Below are 17,865 nucleotides of genomic sequence, written 5' to 3' on the forward strand. Positions count from 1 at the left end.
CGTCCGACTTATACCCCAAAATTCGATGTTTTCAAATTTTTGTCATGTACTTAAGGGAACCGGTATTAAATGAAACACACTTCCCAAAGGAATATGCCCATAATGCGAAGAAAATAGTCGATGAGGAGTATCCGTATGAGCAAGCTCTTTCTGCTTGTGATCCTGGTTCACCGGGAAGTGATTGTTTTCCGGTGATTTATACTCATCCCACCTCTGTTTCCGGTGGCAAAAAAACGGTTTATAATGCTGGTACGTTGAAGGAAGGGACGATGTATTTTACTCGGGAGTTCGGCGATAATGTAGATGATTGGAATTCTCATAATTCGAATAGTCGGGTACATCGCTCGTGGGGGGAAAGCCCCATGTTGCAGCAAGCAGTGCATTATGCTTCTCCTGTCTATGCTTATACATGTTTGGAGACACTTTATGCTTCTCAACCAGCACATGTGGGCGGAACTTTGTGGCATGCGTTTGACCACCAGCGCGGATATCATCCTCAACCGTTTTATGGTGGAGTAATGGATGCTTTTCGGCAACCTAAGATATCTTATTATATGTTTATGGCACAGAGACCTTCTGAAAAATTGGATAAACTTCCGGCAGAGAACGGTCCCATGGTTTATATAGCGAATGAGATGACACCTTTCTCCCCCGAAGATATCACGGTTTATTCTAACTGCGAAGAAGTGCGTTTGACTGTTTTTGAGAATGGAAAAAAGTACATTTATCAACGTTCTGCCGATGAGCGCAAAATGCCTGCTCCCATTATCACTTTTAAGGATGCATTTCATTTTATGGATTTGAAAGCCTTGGCTCGCGCCGGAAAACAAAAAGAGGTGTATATATTGGCAGAGGGCTTGATGAATGGTAAAGTTGTGGCAACGAATAAAAAATATCCTTCCTGGCGACCGACAAACCTGCGTATCCGTGTAGATGATGACGGATTGCCCTTACGTGCAGATGGTTCAGATGTTGTTACGGTGATAGCAGAAATTGTTGACGAGAAAGGTACCGTGAAACGGTTGAATAATACTTCTGTACGTTTCACGGTTACAGGTGAGGCAGCATTGGTGGGAGATTACAATATGGCATGTAATCCTGTACCTGCTCACTGGGGAAGTGCTCCGGTTCTGATTCGTGCAACAACAAACGCGGGGAAGATAAATATCCGTGCAGAAGTATTGGGCGAAGGAGTGCACGCGATTGCTCCTTGTGAGTTTGAATACGAGTCGGTGAAGCCTGTAGCGCGTTTTATCTATAATCCGATTGAGATGCAGAGTAATTTGAAAACAGAAGTTACCACTCGTGAGATAAACAATCAGGAATTAGACTCCATGAAGGAGGAAATATTACGATTAAAGAAAAAGATTTCAAAATATGAATTACGTGAGGTAGAAATGCAACAAGAAAGTTTTGGAGAAAAAAAATAATATCTATATTTGGGACATATCTGAAAGATATCGGAAATGTATTTGCTTTGTATGTTCTTCGGATAAAGGTTTTCTTTGGATGAAAATTGCAGGGCATGTGTGAAAAGGGTAGACTATAGATACATTTTTGGCAAAAGAAGCAGGGTATTGATCCAGATGAGATAAATTTAATAATCTGGTAGTATGAGAAAAAATATAGTAAGTTTAGTTGGAGTATGCCTGTTAGGCAGTTTGTTTACAGCAATGGCTGGTGATGTCAAAAGTACTAAAGTTCCTTATTGGCAGGATGTCCAGACCGTCTCCGTGAATAGGGAAGCCCCTCGTACGGCTTTCATGACGTATGATACTCGTCAGGCGGCATTGAGTGGGAAGTATGAAAACAGCAAATATTATAAGTTGCTCAATGGGACCTGGAAATTCTATTATTCTGATTCGCATCGTAATTTACCGGCAGATGTTGTTCAGCCGGTTGCTGAGATGAAGGGATGGAATGATATTCAGGTTCCTGGAAATTGGGAAACGCAAGGATATGGTATACCTATTTATACCAATCACGGATATGAATTTAAGGCTCTTAATCCACACCCCCCGCAGTTGCCCGATGATATACCGGTAGGTATTTACCGTCGGGAAATAACAGTGCCGGAAGATTGGATGTCACGTGATATTTACCTGCATATAGCAGGTGCGAAATCCGGAGTCTATGTATATCTGAACGGGCAAGAAGTAGGTTATAATGAGGATTCTAAAAATCCGGCAGAATATTTGATAAACAAATATGTCCGGGACGGTAAGAATACACTGGTTCTGAAAATATTTCGCTGGAGTACCGGCTCATATCTGGAATGCCAGGATTTTTGGCGTCTGAGCGGCATTGAACGTGATGTTTTTCTTTATTCTCAGCCCAAAACGGCTGTGAAAGATTTTCGTGTGGTTTCTACCTTGGACGATAGTTATACAAATGGTATTTTTAAATTGGCTGTTGATATCCGTAATAATGTTCCGTTGGGTAAAAAACTGCAAGTGCTTTATGAGTTGATAGATAAATCTACCGGAAAAACAGTCGTTACGTCTACAGAGAACTGCGATGTAGAAGGTGCAGGTGTCCGGACAGTCACATTTGATGCAAACCTACCGGAAGTAAAAACATGGACTTCTGAATCTCCTGATCTGTATAAACTATTGGTTACGTTGAAAGAAGCAAATCAGGTGACTGAGATTGTTCCTTTCAATGTCGGTTTCCGGAGGATTGAAATCAAAGAAATAGATCGGAAAGCTAAGAATGGAAAACCGTATGTAGTACTTATGATTAACGGACAACCTTTAAAATTAAAGGGAGTCAATATCCATGAACATGATGAACGAACAGGACATTATGTGACAGAAGAACTGATGCGTAAGGATTTTGAACTGATGAAGCGTAATAATATAAATACGGTTCGTCTCTGTCATTATCCGCAAGATCGTCGTTTTTATGAATTATGTGATGAATTCGGACTATATGTATACGATGAGGCCAATATCGAATCACATGGAATGTATTACGATTTGCGCAAGGGAGGGACATTAGGTAATAATCCGGAATGGCTGAAGCCGCATATGTATCGTACGATGAACATGTACGAACGTAATAAAAACCATCCTTCCGTAACGTTCTGGTCTTTGGGAAATGAAGGAGGTAATGGTTACAATTTCTATCAGACATACTTATGGGTGAAAAATCAGGATAAAAACTTGATGGATAGACCTGTGAATTATGAGCGTGCGCAGTGGGAGTGGAATACGGATATGTATGTGCCGCAATACCCCAGTGCAGAATGGCTGGGATATATTGGAGAGACAGGGTCTGATCGTCCGGTAGTTCCTTCGGAATACTCTCATGCCATGGGAAATTCAAATGGTAATCTGTGGGACCAGTGGAAAGAAATTTATAAGTATCCTAATCTTCAGGGCGGATACATCTGGGACTGGGTGGATCAGGGATTGTTGAGAACGGATAACAATGGACGTCAGTACTGGGCATACGGAGGTGATTATGGTGTAAACATGCCGAGCGACGGTAATTTCTGTTGCAATGGTTTGGTGGGTCCTGACCGTAAACCGCATCCCGCCATGGCAGAAGTGAAATATGCACACCAGAATGTAGCTTTCAGGGCTGTTGATGCAGCTGCCGGAAAGTATCAGGTCGTTAATCGTTTTTATTTCACTAATCTGCAAAAATATGCCATTCTGTATGAATTGCGTGCTAACGGTATTATCTTGAAAAAGGGAAAATTGACTTTAGATGTAGCTCCACAGACGGAAAAAGAATTTTCTATCCCTGTGAAAAATGTGAAGGGAAAAGCCGGAGTGGAATATTTTGTACATTTTAGTGTGCTTACTACTCAAACTGAACCGCTGATACCGGCAGGATATGAAATTGCTTATGAACAGTTCAGGTTATCGGCAGATGCCGCCAAAACAGCATATAAGACATCTGGTCCGGTTTTGAATTCAAAAGAGGAGGGAAATAACCTGATTGTTTCTTCCCCTAAAGTGTTTTTTGAATTTAATCGTGCTTCAGGAATGGTTACTTCCTATCAGGTGAATGGTATTGAATATTTTGATAAGGGTTTTGGTGTGCAACCTAATTTTTGGCGTGCGCCTAATGATAATGATTATGGTAATACTAACCCGAAACGTTTGCAGATATGGAAGGCATCGAGCCGTAACTTCAAGGTTAGTGATGCATCTGTAAGAATGGACGAAAAAAATGCAGTAGTGAGTGCAGTATATACTTTGCCGGCCGGTAATCAATATTTAGTGGATTATAAAATATATCCGGATGGAGTAGTCAATGTGGCAGTGAAGTTTACCTCAACCGATCAGAATGCGGTAGAAACTGATATTCCGGAAGATACTCATCTTGCTACTTATACTCCCGGTAAAAAGCTGGAGAAGAAAAATCTGCTTGAAGTGCCTCGTATCGGTGTACGTTTTCGCGTACCTCAGGAAATGAATATGGTGGAATATTTTGGGCGCGGACCGGAGGAAAATTACGTGGATCGTAATGCAGGTACCATGATAGGACGTTATAAGACAACTGCTGATGATATGTATGTAGACTATGTGCGTCCACAGGAAAATGGACATCGTACCGATACCCGTTGGGTGGCTTTGACGGATAAGAAGGGGCGTGGACTACTGATACAGGCAGATCAGACCATAGGTTTCAATGCATTGAGGAATGCGGTGGAAGATTTTGATTCGGAAGAATCGTCACATCCATATCAATGGCGCAACCGCTCTCCGGAGGAAATAAAGGATCATAATGTGGATGAAGCCAGAAATGTCATGCGAAAAATGACTCATGTCAATGACATTGTTTTCCGGAATTTTGTAGAAGTATGCGTCGATATGAAACAACAGGGAGTTGCCGGTTATGATAGTTGGGGAGCAAAAGTACAAACCGGTTACACAATACCCGCTAATCGGGATTATGAATGGGGATTTACGTTGGTGCCGATGAAAACGGGGAATGAACTTGACCGGTCACTCCGTTATAAGTATTGAAATTTATATTTTATTGAGAAAACACATCTCTCCTTTAGAAGAGGGAGTTAAAAATTATGTATTATGAAGAATTTTAAATTTTTATTGTTGAGTGCATGTATTGCACTGGCTGCATGTACGACCCAAAAGCAGCCGGAACAACAGATTTCAGACAAAGGAACGAAGTGGAACTGGGACAAGGGGACGATTGTTGTGGAAACTCCCGAACGCCCTGCCGGACAAACAAGTGCCCTCGGACTGGCTTTGCCCAAGATGGAGGTAGTTCGTGTAGGATTTGTAGGACTGGGTATGCGGGGACCCGGAGCTGTGGAACGTTTCACGTATATTCCCGGTGTGGAGATCGTGGCTCTGTGCGACTATGAAGAAGAGCGGGCGGAAAGATGCCAAAAGTATCTGCAAAACGCCTCTATGCCGAAAGCTGCCGTATATGCAGGCGAGAAGGGGTATGAAGAACTATGCAAGCGCGACGATATCGACTTGGTTTACATTGCCGCTGATTGGTTGCATCACTTCCCCGTGGCGATGTGTGCATTAGAGAATCAGAAAAACGTGGCGATTGAAGTGCCTTCGGCTATGAATCTGAAAGAATGCTGGGCGTTGATAGATATGAGTGAGAAGACCCGCAAACACTGCATGATTCTGGAAAACTGCTGCTACGACTGGTTTGAGATGAATACCCTCAATATGGCGCAGCAGGGCGTATTTGGTGAGGTGGTTCGTGCTCAGGGGGCTTATATCCACAATCTGGCACCCTTCTGGGATCATTACTGGAAGAACGGTGAGGAGGATAAGTTGGGCTGGCGTTTGGACTACAACATGAAGCATCGTGGCGACGTTTATGCCACTCACGGACTGGGTCCTGTGGCGCAGGCGTTGGATATACACCGTGGCGACCGCATGAAGACCTTGGTGGCTATGGATACGAAATCGGCAGTGGGCAAAGAGTTGGTGGAAGAGAGAACCGGGCAGGCTTGCACGGAGTTCCGCAACGGCGACCACACAACTACACTGATCCGCACAGAGAATGGAAAGGTCATCGAAATACAGCACAATGTCATGACGCCGCAACCCTACAATCGCCTCTACCAGCTGACCGGTACCAAAGGGTTTGCCAACAAATATCCTATACAGGGCTACGCCTTGGATGCCAAGCAGATGAATGCTTCGGGAGTGGCTCCGGAGGTGGATAATCTCAATTCGCACAGTTTCATGCCTCGGAAGGATATGGAAGCTTTGTTGGCGAAATATCAGCACCCCATTCTGAAGAAATATGGCGAGATGGCAAAAGAAGTAGGCGGACATGGCGGCATGGATTTCATCATGGATAGCCGGTTGGTATATTGCTTGCAGAACGGTCTTCCTCTGGATATGGATGTGTATGACCTTGCCGAGTGGTGTTGTCTTGCCGAGTTGGGCGAGTTGTCGATGGACAACAATTGTGCTGCTGTCGCTTTTCCCGACTTCACTCGCGGTGAGTGGAACAAGATAAAGGGATATCATCACGCATACGCTTCGCCTGAAGCAGAGAACGAAGCAATGGAGAAGGCAAAAGCTTTTACGGCACGGCTGAAGGAAAAAGGCGCTGCCGAATGGGCTTCTGTTGCAAAAGAGGAAACGAAGTAAACACAACGGCATCGGACCGAAAATACCGGAAAACAGCATAGGACACACAGACGACACTGGTGGGACAGATGGCTACAGATCTTTATCGTTGGATACAGGTAATTTATCTGCGGGCATCTGTCTCACCAGTGTCGTCTGTGTGTCATTCTGTTATTATTCCTTTCCGGACAGTAATGCCGGATTTCGGAGTATAAAAGAAGCTGTATGTAATATAAAATAAGTTATAAAACCCGTCGGAAAACTTTTCAAGATAAAAAAGTTTTTAATTTTGCGCTTCATATATTAAAGTATTGATACCATTATATGGAACAACAATATATTTTAAACGCGATAGATGCGGCTTTGCAGGCAGGGGCAGATATTCTTTCCATCTACAATGATCCCTCTGCTGATTTTGAAATAGAGAGAAAGGCTGACAATTCTCCTTTGACCATTGCAGACCGCAAGGCGCATAAGGCAATTGTCGGTTTTTTGAGCAACACCCCCTTTCCCATATTGAGTGAGGAAGGCAAGCATTTGCCTTATACGGAGCGTTCCGGCTGGAACGATCTGTGGGTTGTAGACCCCCTGGACGGAACCAAAGAATTTATCAAGCGGAATGGCGAGTTCACGGTCAACATTGCATTAGTTCATCGGTCGGTACCGGTCATGGGCGTTGTCTATGTGCCCGTGAAGCAGGTGCTCTATTTTGCCGAAGAGCACTTGGGGGTATACAAGCTTTCGGGAGTGACTTCACGCGGAGGTGCCTCGTTGGAAGAACTGATGGCATCGGCCACCCGACTTCCGCTCTCGACCTCGAGAGAACGTTTGGTCATTGTGGCATCCCGTTCCCATTTGTCGCCGGAGACTGAAGCCTATATCGAAGAGATGAAACGCCTGCACACGGAGGTGGAACTGGTGTCGAGCGGAAGCTCCATCAAGATTTGCCTGGTGGCAGAGGGAACGGCGGACGTGTATCCCCGTTTTGCCCCCACGATGGAGTGGGACACTGCTGCCGGCCATGCCATTGCACGGGCTGCCGGTATGGAGATCTGGCAGGCGGGGAAGGAGGAACCGCTTTGTTATAATAAAGAAGATCTGCTGAATCCTTGGTTCATAGTGGGACGAAAGCAGATGAAGGATTAACGAAAAAAACAGTGTATATAGAATGACGTTTGAGATCGTATTTGTGCTTTTAGGCCTTTTGGGCATGGTCGTAGCATTGGTTTTGGACAAGATGCGTCCCGGCATGGTCTTGTTCTCCGTCGTGGTCCTGTTCTTGTGTGCAGGCATCCTGACGCCCAAAGAGATGCTGGAGGGATTCAGCAACAAAGGAATGATAACCGTGGCGATGTTGTTTCTGGTCAGTGAGGGTATCCGCCAGTCGGGCGCGTTGGGCCAGGTCATCAAGAAGCTGCTGCCTCAGGGCAAGACGAACGTCTTCAAGGCGCAGTTGCGCATGCTTCCTGCCGTGGCTTTCATCTCCGCCTTTCTCAACAATACTCCGGTTGTGGTCATATTCGCCCCGATCATCAAGCGCTGGGCAGAGGCGGTCAAGCTTCCTGCCACCAAGTTCTTGATACCGCTTTCTTACGTCACTATCCTGGGAGGTATCTGTACGCTTATCGGGACTTCCACCAATCTGGTGGTGCACGGCATGATACTGGAAGCCGGTTACGAAGGCTTCAGCATGTTCGAGTTGGGGAAAGTCGGTATATTTATCGCCATTGCAGGCCTTATCTATCTGTTCCTTTTCTCGTCGAAACTCCTGCCCGATGTCCGTCAGGATGTGGTGAAGTCGGAAGACGAACAGGAGGAAAACGGTGCGCTGCATCCGGTTGAGGCGATCTTGGGCTCACGCTTTCCCGGCATCAACAAGAAGTTGGGCGAGTTCAACTTTCAGCGCCACTATGGAGCTGCCGTCAAAGAAATCAAGCGGAACGGACAGAGCATCAGGGAGAATCTGGACAACGAAGTCTTTCGCGAAGGCGACACGTTGGTGGTGATGGCAGACGATTCTTTCATCCAGACTTGGGGAGAGTCTTCCGTCTTCGTCATGCTGGCGAATGGCAAAGACACGGAACCGGTGACCGGAAGGGGGAAACGCTGGTTTGCCCTTACGCTGCTGATTCTGATGATCACCGGTGCCACGGTGGGTGAGTTGCCGGCTGTGAAAGAGGCGTTCCCGCACATCAAGCTCGATATGTTCTTCTTTGTGTCCGTGACGACCATTATCATGGCATGGACCAAAGTTTTTCCGGCACGTAAGTACACCAAATACATCTCTTGGGACATTCTGATCACGATTGCCTGCGCTTTTGCCATCAGCAAGGCGATGGTCAATTCGGGAGTGGCGGACGTAGTGGCAAGCTACATCATCGGGATGACCGAGCATTATGGTCCCCATGTGCTTCTGGCTGCCGTCTTCATCATCACCAACCTGTTTACCGAACTGATCACCAACAATGCCGCCGCTGCGCTGGCGTTTCCGTTGGCACTCTCCATTTCGGCGCAGATGGGTGTCAGTCCGATGCCTTTCTTTGTGGTGATCTGCATGGCTGCTTCCGGCAGTTTCTCTACGCCTATCGGCTATCAGACAAACCTGATTGTGCAAGGTATCGGTAATTATAAGTTCACCGACTTTGTTCGTATCGGTTTGCCGCTGAATATCATCTCCTTTTTGATATCCATTTTCCTGATTCCATTGATTTGGCCCTTTTAGTTAAGTAGTATGACAGATAGTAGTATGACAGATAATAATATATATCCGATTTTTGATAAGATGTTGTCGAGAAGGGATAAGGAAGAACTTCTCGGCCAGCATGGTGTGATGATTTGGTTTACCGGGCTGAGCGGTTCCGGTAAGAGTACGATAGCTATTGCCTTGGAGCGTGAGTTGCACAAGCGCGGTTTGTTGTGCCGCATTCTGGATGGCGACAATATCCGCACCGGAATCAACAACAACCTGGGCTTCACGGAGGCCGACCGCGTAGAGAATATCCGCCGGATAGCCGAAGTGTCGAAGCTCTTTCTGGACACCGGCATCATCACCATTGCCGCATTCATCAGCCCGAACAATGACATTCGCGAGATGGCAGCCGATATTATCGGGCAGGATGATTTCCTCGAAATTTATGTCAGCACCCCCTTGGGCGAGTGTGAGCGCCGCGATGTGAAAGGCCTGTATGCCAAGGCGCGCCGCGGCGAAATCAAGAACTTTACGGGCATTTCCGCCCCCTTTGAGGCACCTCTCCATCCGGCACTGACGCTGGACACCTCGGTGCTTAGCTTGGAAGAATCGGTCGGCAAGTTGCTCGACCTTGTTTTGTCGAAGATACAGATTAAAAAGTGATTATATAAACATGGAAGAATATAAATTGAGCCATCTGAAGGAACTCGAGGCAGAGTCCATTCATATCATCCGTGAGGTGGCTGCGGAATTTGAGAACCCGGTGATGCTTTATAGTATAGGTAAAGACTCCTCGGTGATGGTCCGCCTTGCCGAAAAGGCGTTCTATCCCGGCAAGGTGCCTTTCCCCTTGATGCACATCGACTCGAAGTGGAAGTTTAAAGAGATGATCCAGTTCCGTGACGAGTATGCCAAGCAGCATGGTTGGAATCTGATTGTGGAAAGCAACATGGAAGCCTTCAATGCCGGAGTGGGACCTTTCACCCACGGCAGCAAGGTGCACACGGACCTGATGAAGACAAAGGCTCTGCTGAATGCGCTGGACAAGTATAAGTTTGATGCCGCTTTCGGCGGTGCGCGCCGCGACGAGGAGAAGTCGCGTGCCAAGGAGCGTATCTATTCCTTCCGCGACCGCTTCCATCAGTGGGACCCCAAGAACCAGCGTCCGGAGTTGTGGGATATATACAATGCCCGCGTGCATAAAGGCGAGAGCATCCGCGTGTTCCCGTTGAGCAACTGGACGGAGCTGGACATCTGGCAGTACATCCGGCTGGAGAACATTCCCATTGTTCCGCTGTATTATGCCAAGGAGCGTCCTTGCGTGGAGATAGACGGCAACCTCATCATGGCGGACGACGACCGCCTGCCCGAAACGTATCGCGACCAGATTCAGATGAAGATGGTGCGTTTCCGTACGTTGGGCTGCTGGCCCCTGACCGGTGCCGTAGAGAGCGATGCCGATACCATCGAGAAGATTGTGGAAGAGATGATGACCACCACCAAGAGCGAGCGGACTACCCGTGTCATTGACTTTGATCAGGAAGCCAGCATGGAGCAGAAGAAACGTGAAGGCTACTTCTAAGGAATGATGGAGGATCATGATTTAGGAATGGAGGATCATGGTTTAAGAATGAAAAACGAAAAGCTGAGGTTTAGGGGCTTAAACCTGAACTTTAGCACTCTAAAGGTTAACTTTAGGAAGAATAAAGGTGAGAATTAAAATGTAATATACGATGGAGAATAACTCTAAATTAGATATTAAGGCCTTTTTGGATAAGGATGAACAGAAAGATCTGCTTCGTTTCTTGACGGCAGGTTCGGTGGACGATGGTAAATCCACATTGATCGGACGCCTGTTGTTTGATAGCAAGAAACTGTATGAAGACCAGTTGGATGCGTTGGAACGCGATAGCAAACGAATGGGAAATGCAGGCGACCATATTGACTACGCCCTGTTGCTGGACGGACTGAAAGCCGAACGCGAACAAGGCATCACGATTGACGTGGCATACCGTTATTTCTCGACCAACAACCGTAAGTTCATCATTGCCGATACGCCGGGACATGAGCAGTATACGCGCAATATGATTACCGGCGGTTCGACGGCAAATCTGGCAGTGATTCTTGTCGATGCACGCACGGGCGTTATCACACAGACGCGTCGGCACTCTTTCTTGGTATCTCTGTTGGGCATCAAGCATGTAGTGCTTGCCGTAAACAAGATGGACCTGGTCGATTTCTCGGAAGAACGCTTCAACGAGATTGTGAGCGAATATATGACGTTTATTGCCCCGCTGGGCATTCCGGATGTAACGTGCATCCCCTTGTCGGCACTCGATGGAGACAATGTGGTGGAGAAGTCCGAGCGTACTCCTTGGTACAAGGGCATTTCCTTGCTCGATTTCCTGGAGACGGTGCATATCGACAACGACCATAATCTGGAGGACTTCCGTTTCCCCGTACAGTATGTATTGCGTCCTAACCTCGACTTCCGTGGATTCTGCGGCAAGGTGGCATCGGGCGTCATGCGCAAGGGTGCGGAAGTGATGGCACTGCCTTCGGGAAAGAAGTCGCGTATCAAGAGCATCGTTACCTACGACGGCGAGTTGGAATATGCTTTCCCGCCCCAGTCGGTGACTGTTACGCTGGAAGACGAGATTGACGTGTCGAGAGGTGAGATGCTGGTCTATCCGGACAATCTGCCTGTGGTCGACCGTAACTTCGAAGCAATGCTGGTGTGGATGGACGAGGAACCGATGGATTTCAGCAAGTCCTTCTTCATCAAGCAGACCACCAACCTGAGCCGTTCGCGCATAGACAGCATCAAGTATAAGGTGGATGTCAATACGATGGAGCACTTGTCCGTAGACAATGGCAAACTGACCGCTGACACGCTGCCCATGCAGCTGAACCAGATTGCGAGGGTAGTGCTTACGACTGCCAAGGAGCTGTTCTTCGATCCTTATCAGAAGAACAAGGCTACAGGCGCCTTCATCCTGATAGACCCTATCACCAACAATACCAGTGCCGTCGGAATGATCATTGACAGGGTAGAGGATAAAGACATGCATCTTTCTGCCGACCTCCCTGTGCTGGATCTGCCTAAGTTGGGCATCGCTTCCGAGCATTATGAGGCTATAGAAAAGGCTGTGAAGGACTTGGAACGCCAGGGAATTTCGGTAGTGATAAAGCGTTGACCGCCAACTGTTGGCTATTCACAGTCAGCTCTTGACGATAAAATGTAAATTTTCATTTTTCAACTTTTAAAATTCAATTTTTCAACTATAATGGGCTTACTTGAGTTTAACAAACTTCCTATAAACACACTGGTAGGTGCTGATTGGAAAACGTTTAAAGCCGTGACGCAAGGGCGTGAGATCGATCCGGCTTATAAGAGCAAATATCGCCTGACCAAAGCGGTGTGCCGGTTGCTCTCTGTGCTGGCTCCTTTGCAGGACAAGCGATATGAAAAGTTGCTGGCATCACAGACGCTGGAGCATGATCCGGTGTTCATCCTCGGTCACTGGCGCAGCGGGACAACCTTTGTGCACAATGTGCTTTCGTGCGACAAGCACTTCGGCTACAACACCACCTATCAGACGGTATTCCCGCATCTGATGATGTGGGGACAGCCTTTCTTCAAGAAAAACATGAGTTGGCTGATGCCGGACAAGCGTCCTACGGACAATATGGAGCTTGCTGTAGACTTGCCGCAAGAAGAGGAGTTCGCGCTGGCAAATATGATGCCTTACACGTATTATAATTTCTGGTTCCTGCCGAAGTACCAGCAGGAGTATGCGGACAAGTATCTGCTTTTCGACGACATCACGGAGGAGGAACTGAAGGTATTTGAAGAGGTATTTCTTAAGCTGATCAAAATCTCGTTGTGGAACACGCACGGCACACAGTTCCTGAGCAAGAATCCTCCGCACACCGGGCGCGTGAAGGAGTTGGTAAAGATGTTCCCCAATGCCAAGTTCATTTATCTGGTGCGCAATCCATACACGGTATTCGAGAGTACGCGCAGTTTCTTCACGAACACGATTCAACCGCTGAAGTTGCAGGACATCAGCAACGAAGAGTTGGAGAGCAACATCCTTTCCATCTATGCCAAACTCTATCACAAGTACGAGGCGGAGAAATCGTGCATTCCTGCCGGCAATCTGATAGAGGTCAAGTTCGAGGACTTCGAAGCCGATGCGATGGGCATGACTGAGCGCATCTATAGGGAATTGTCTATTCCGGGCTTCGAGGAAGCACGTGCTGCCATTGAGAAGTACGTGGGCGGAAAGAAAGGCTACAAGAAGAATAAATATAAATATGATGAACGTACGGTGAAGCTGGTGCAGGACAACTGGCGTTTTGCGTTGGAACAGTGGAACTATAGTGTTGAATAATTTACGATTGACGATGCAGAAGAAAATTTGTATGTATGGTTTGCTATCCGCTTTCCTGTGTTGTTGCGGAGTGGCCTCTGCACAGCAGCATACTGTGGAGATGATTCCATTCGGTAACATGGACCAGTGGGTAGACCGGCAGATTAAGGAGTCGGGTATTATCGGTGGTGCATTGAAGAATGTATATGCCATCGGACCGACCACAACGATTACTGACAATAAGGTGTATAAGAACATGGGCGGTTCGCCGTGGGCATCTTCCAACGTGATGGCGCGTGTGGCAGGCATTACCAAGACGAACACTTCCGTCTTTCCGGAGAAGCGCGATGGGGGGTACTGTGCCCGCATGGACACCCGCATGGAGAGCGTGAAGGTGTTCGGCCTTGTAGACATTACGGTGCTTGCCGCCGGCTCTATCTTCTTGGGAGAGGTGCACGAGCCTATCAAAGGGACAAAGAATCCGCAGAAGATGCTGAATTCCGGCATCCCTTTCACCAAGAAACCCATAGCTATCCAGTTCGACTATAAAGTGAAGATGTCCGATCGTGAGAAGCGTATCCGTGCCACCGGTTTCAGCCGCATCACCGACGTGGATGGCAAAGACTATCCGGAGGTGAATCTTTTCCTGCAGAAGCGTTGGGAAGATAAAGACGGCAACATATTTGCCAAGCGTGTGGGTACGATGGTCGTACGTTATGATACGACTACTCCCGATTGGCATAACAATGCCACTTATTCCATCATGTATGGTGACATATCGGGCGATCCCGCCTATAAGGCGCACATGATGCGGCTTCAGGTAGAAGAGCGCTATGCGCTCAACAGCAAGGGTGAGAGCGTGCCTGTCAAAGAAGTGGCATGGGGAACAGCGGATGACGTGCCTACGCATCTGGTGTTGCAGTTCACTTCCAGTCATGGAGGCGCGTATATCGGTTCTCCGGGCAATACGCTCTGGATTGACAACGTGAAGCTGGTCTATTGATTCACCACCTGTGAGAGAAAGTCACGTTCGGAGACACGTATAAGTATGTCTTTACGGCAAACAAGAACTGATTGATAAATATTTGTTTGAACGATGCTATATTGTTCTGTTCATAGAACATTAGCATCGTTTTTTTGTAGTCTTATTTCAGATACACCTTATAAGATAATCCGCCGCTGAAGTATCTCATCTTCTGCATTTCTGCCTGTATATGCAGGTGGTTGAACAGCAGGTAGGTGAAACCGCAGGCAAAATCCTTGGAATCATATTCTGCGATAAGCCTTAGCTGCGGATGGAACGACGGGTTATAGGTGATGCCTGCTGCCACTCCGTTCAGTTTATATTCTTTTCGTTGATTATACAGGTAGGAGAGGTGCAGTCCGATCTCTTCCCTGCCTATTGGCAGATGCTTGGTTGCGGCAATGAAGAAACGACTGTAGTATCCGTTTCCTTTCTTTGTAGCGAACTCACCACCGCCCGATGAGGTGAACGGGTCGGATGTACCCAATACCACGGCAGGCATGTATTTCCAGAATTGTCCTTCCTCCAGAGCACGCAGCCGGACAGAGAAATACCTGTCTTGATTCGTAAATCCTGAATAGCCGTATGGTTTCAGCCCCAATGCCTCTGCCTTGAAGAGCGTGCATGTGTATGCCACTTCCAGCCAGGGGAAGAAAGTTATGTTCAGGAAGTAGTTGTAGGTATGATAATACCACGTGGGAGGGGTCAACTCTTTGTTCATGAAGTTTCCGCCAATCATGAAAGTCTTGTCACGTTGCATTTCCGCGGAAGGAGCATGTAATAATCCGGTTGTACCGTACGTCATTTGTGCGGAAAGCATAGAGGGAACGAAAACCAACAAAACGATAAGGAACAGTTTGAACTTCATCTTTAGAAAAATAGTTTCGGGCATTGTGACAGCCCTGTGTATGGACTTATATTTTAAAAAAGAAGGCGTCCGGTTATTTTCAGACGCCTTCATCTTTGGAGCATTCTCAGTGACCTGAGTATTATCTTATTCCAGAATTACTACACGGTTCAGATAGTTCCTACCGAACATGTTTGCAGTACCGCCGAAGCCAACGAGTTCGAGCTGATCTTTGTCAACGCCTTCCTTGATCAATGCGTCGTAAACAGCCTGAGCACGTTTTTCAGACAGTTTCTGGTTCCAAGAAGCGCTACCCGTAGCCTTGTCAGCATAACCGGCAACTTTGTACTTCTTGTCGGGGTTAGCCTTAAGGATCTTGGCAGCCAACTGGATGTTGACCATACCGTAATCGTCGATACGTGCGCTACCGATTTTGAAGAAGATGGCGCGAGGACCGGCAACTTCGATTTCCTTAACAACTTCCTTCGTCACAGGCTTAGCGTTAGCCAGAGCGTTCTTAGCGTTAGCCAAGTCTGCCTGAGCCTGTGCAAGCTCGCTTCTGTACTTGTTCACTTCTCTGTTGATGGCATCTTGGTCTACACTGGCATTAGAGATGAATTTCTTTCCACCGAATGTGTAGATTGCACCGATGTTCAAACGGGCTGTAGATTCTGCTTTGCGGCAGTCGCTTCCATTACCGAAGATAGAAGGAGTAACGCCATAGCGACCTTCCAATGTGAGGGCAAGCTTGTTTGAGAGGTTAAAACCTAATCCCAAACCGACAGTTGCACCTACACGGGCTTTAGCACCGTGTGCAGCGAAAACAGATTCCGGAGTCAGGGTAACGTCAGTTTTTCCACCACCTTCAGGCAATGTAATATTTTCATCACCTTTAAAAACAATAGCACCGTCTACTGCAGAAGCAATGTTCATAGTCGGACCACCGAATACATACACATCTACTGCACGATTCACGTTCTTGTTGCCGAAGAGGCTGTTCAGGTTCAACATTGCATCCAAGTTGATTTCGCCGAACTTCTTGCAATACTTGCTATAGCCATTGTCTTGTTTTTCCAAGCTCTGCCATGCACCGCTCACAACACCACGGATACCCCAAGTCGGAGTCAGATATTTACCAACCTGAAGGTTGATGTTGAGAGTCGGTGAGTTAAGACCATCGTTCAAGACAGTCATAGCTCCTACGCCGCCACCGATAAATATATTATCGCTTGCTTTCTGCTTCTCTTGTGCATTAACCGTAACTGCATTTGTACCAGCCAAGAGAAGAGATAATAGTAAAAATCTATATTTCATTTTCTTTTTCTCAGATAAATAATACATTTTTTAGAAAGGCAATCTGTGAAAGCCCGTTCATTTATTTACCACCGATACCACCACCAGCGTTACCGCCATTGCCGTGACCATGACCGTGACCGTGATCGATTTCTACGCCTTCAGCAGTCGGTTTGATGTCTGTCTTAGCAACTTGCAGTTGTTCACCTTCTACAGAGTATTTCTTACCAGCTACGGCTGTGGAGAAAGTTACCTTGTAAACATCTGATGTAGTTTCAATAGCAAATATTACAGACTTGGCGGCATCCGTCAATGTGAAGGTTACCGGTTGTGTCTTAGTGTTCGGAGTTGTAGGCAATGCATTGATTGTAGTACGAAGGTTGTTTTTTGCAATGTTCAAATTAGCTAATGCTTCTTCACCCTCACCTGCGCGAGTCTCAATTTCGTCTGGACCTTTCAGAGCTTCAACGGCTTTTAAAAGTTCTATTTTTTGTTCTGCAGTGTAGAACGTACCAGTAGGAACTTGTACATCAATCGTATAAGGCTTGTTTGCTTCATACTCACCAGCATAAGTTTTTGTATCGTTGTCTACTTTTGTTCCACCTTCTACCTTATCTTCTTCACTTGGTGTAGGAATTTCAACAGGTGCTTCTACAGCAGACAATACAAAACTAACAGGAATAATACTGTAAGTACCTTCGGCCGGTGCAGGAACATTTACAGTCTTAACCACTGTGTTATAACCGTCTTTTTCAGCAGTAATAGTAAATTGTGCGGCTGCCTCAAATTCCAAAGTTGTTACATTTTCATCAAGTGGTTTTCCATCCTTTGAAAACTTAACCTCCAACGTGTTTCCACTTGCTGAGGTTGCACTCAGAGTTACTGCGACTTTTCCGACTTTTACTACCGGTGTCGTAATGTTAATAGGAGGAACTTCTATGCTGAAATCTTCCTTTTCGCAACCAGCCAGTGTAAAACCAGCTACAATAGTCAAGGCCAATGCTCCTTTAGCATAGAGGCCATTTAAAAAACTTTTCTTTTTCATCACAAAT

The 17,865-nt window shown here is 46.7% G+C and carries 12 protein-coding genes and 1 pseudogene; 10 read left to right on the top strand and 3 right to left on the bottom strand.

Annotated elements, in window-relative coordinates; all coding sequences use genetic code 11:
* The 10 genes and pseudogenes from QZ323_RS06540 to QZ323_RS06585 all read left to right on the top strand — a co-directional run.
* Positions 1 to 1,430 (top strand): annotated as a pseudogene (locus tag QZ323_RS06540) (glycoside hydrolase family 2 protein); the annotation flags it as partial.
* Positions 1,431 to 1,673: 243 nt separating this feature from the next.
* On the top strand, positions 1,674 to 4,982 hold the full coding sequence (locus tag QZ323_RS06545) for a glycoside hydrolase family 2 TIM barrel-domain containing protein (RefSeq protein ID WP_294633868.1): 3,309 nt from the start codon (positions 1,674 to 1,676) through the stop codon (positions 4,980 to 4,982).
* A 63-nt stretch (positions 4,983 to 5,045) separates the two neighbouring features.
* Positions 5,046 to 6,605, top strand: coding sequence for a Gfo/Idh/MocA family oxidoreductase (locus QZ323_RS06550; protein ID WP_294633817.1), 1,560 nt, complete (start codon positions 5,046 to 5,048; stop codon positions 6,603 to 6,605).
* 303 nt (positions 6,606 to 6,908) lie between these two features.
* Positions 6,909 to 7,730 (top strand): 3'(2'),5'-bisphosphate nucleotidase CysQ, encoded by an 822-nt coding sequence (gene cysQ / locus QZ323_RS06555; protein WP_294633818.1) that lies wholly within the window; start codon positions 6,909 to 6,911, stop codon positions 7,728 to 7,730.
* 22 nt (positions 7,731 to 7,752) lie between these two features.
* Positions 7,753 to 9,306: an SLC13 family permease gene (locus tag QZ323_RS06560; protein WP_294633819.1), complete on the top strand. Its 1,554-nt coding sequence runs from the start codon at positions 7,753 to 7,755 to the stop codon at positions 9,304 to 9,306.
* Between the two features lie 24 nt (positions 9,307 to 9,330).
* Positions 9,331 to 9,936: an adenylyl-sulfate kinase gene (gene cysC / locus QZ323_RS06565; protein ID WP_294633869.1), complete on the top strand. Its 606-nt coding sequence runs from the start codon at positions 9,331 to 9,333 to the stop codon at positions 9,934 to 9,936.
* A 10-nt stretch (positions 9,937 to 9,946) separates the two neighbouring features.
* On the top strand, positions 9,947 to 10,855 hold the full coding sequence (gene cysD / locus QZ323_RS06570) for a sulfate adenylyltransferase subunit CysD (RefSeq protein ID WP_294633820.1): 909 nt from the start codon (positions 9,947 to 9,949) through the stop codon (positions 10,853 to 10,855).
* A 151-nt stretch (positions 10,856 to 11,006) separates the two neighbouring features.
* Positions 11,007 to 12,470, top strand: a complete 1,464-nt coding sequence (cysN, locus tag QZ323_RS06575) for a sulfate adenylyltransferase subunit CysN (RefSeq protein ID WP_294633821.1) — start codon at positions 11,007 to 11,009, stop codon at positions 12,468 to 12,470.
* 90 nt (positions 12,471 to 12,560) lie between these two features.
* Positions 12,561 to 13,670, top strand: a complete 1,110-nt coding sequence (locus tag QZ323_RS06580) for a sulfotransferase (protein ID WP_294633822.1) — start codon at positions 12,561 to 12,563, stop codon at positions 13,668 to 13,670.
* 13 nt (positions 13,671 to 13,683) lie between these two features.
* Positions 13,684 to 14,652, top strand: a complete 969-nt coding sequence (locus tag QZ323_RS06585) for a PCMD domain-containing protein (protein WP_294633823.1) — start codon at positions 13,684 to 13,686, stop codon at positions 14,650 to 14,652.
* Positions 14,653 to 14,794: 142 nt separating this feature from the next.
* Here QZ323_RS06585 and QZ323_RS06590 read toward each other — a convergent pair whose 3' ends face one another.
* From QZ323_RS06590 to QZ323_RS06600, 3 genes are all read right to left on the bottom strand, one after another.
* Positions 14,795 to 15,541, bottom strand: a complete 747-nt coding sequence (locus QZ323_RS06590; protein ID WP_294633824.1) for a YjbH domain-containing protein — start codon at positions 15,539 to 15,541, stop codon at positions 14,795 to 14,797.
* A 126-nt stretch (positions 15,542 to 15,667) separates the two neighbouring features.
* A complete protein-coding gene (locus QZ323_RS06595) occupies positions 15,668 to 16,834 on the bottom strand; it encodes an OmpA family protein (RefSeq protein ID WP_294633825.1) in 1,167 nt (388 codons plus the stop codon).
* Between the two features lie 61 nt (positions 16,835 to 16,895).
* Entirely contained in the window at positions 16,896 to 17,858 is a 963-nt protein-coding gene (locus QZ323_RS06600) for a DUF3869 domain-containing protein (RefSeq protein WP_294633826.1), read from the bottom strand.
* Positions 17,859 to 17,865 lie beyond the last annotated feature (7 nt).

The organism is uncultured Bacteroides sp., from assembly GCF_910585845.1.
GTDB lineage: Bacteria > Bacteroidota > Bacteroidia > Bacteroidales > Bacteroidaceae > Bacteroides.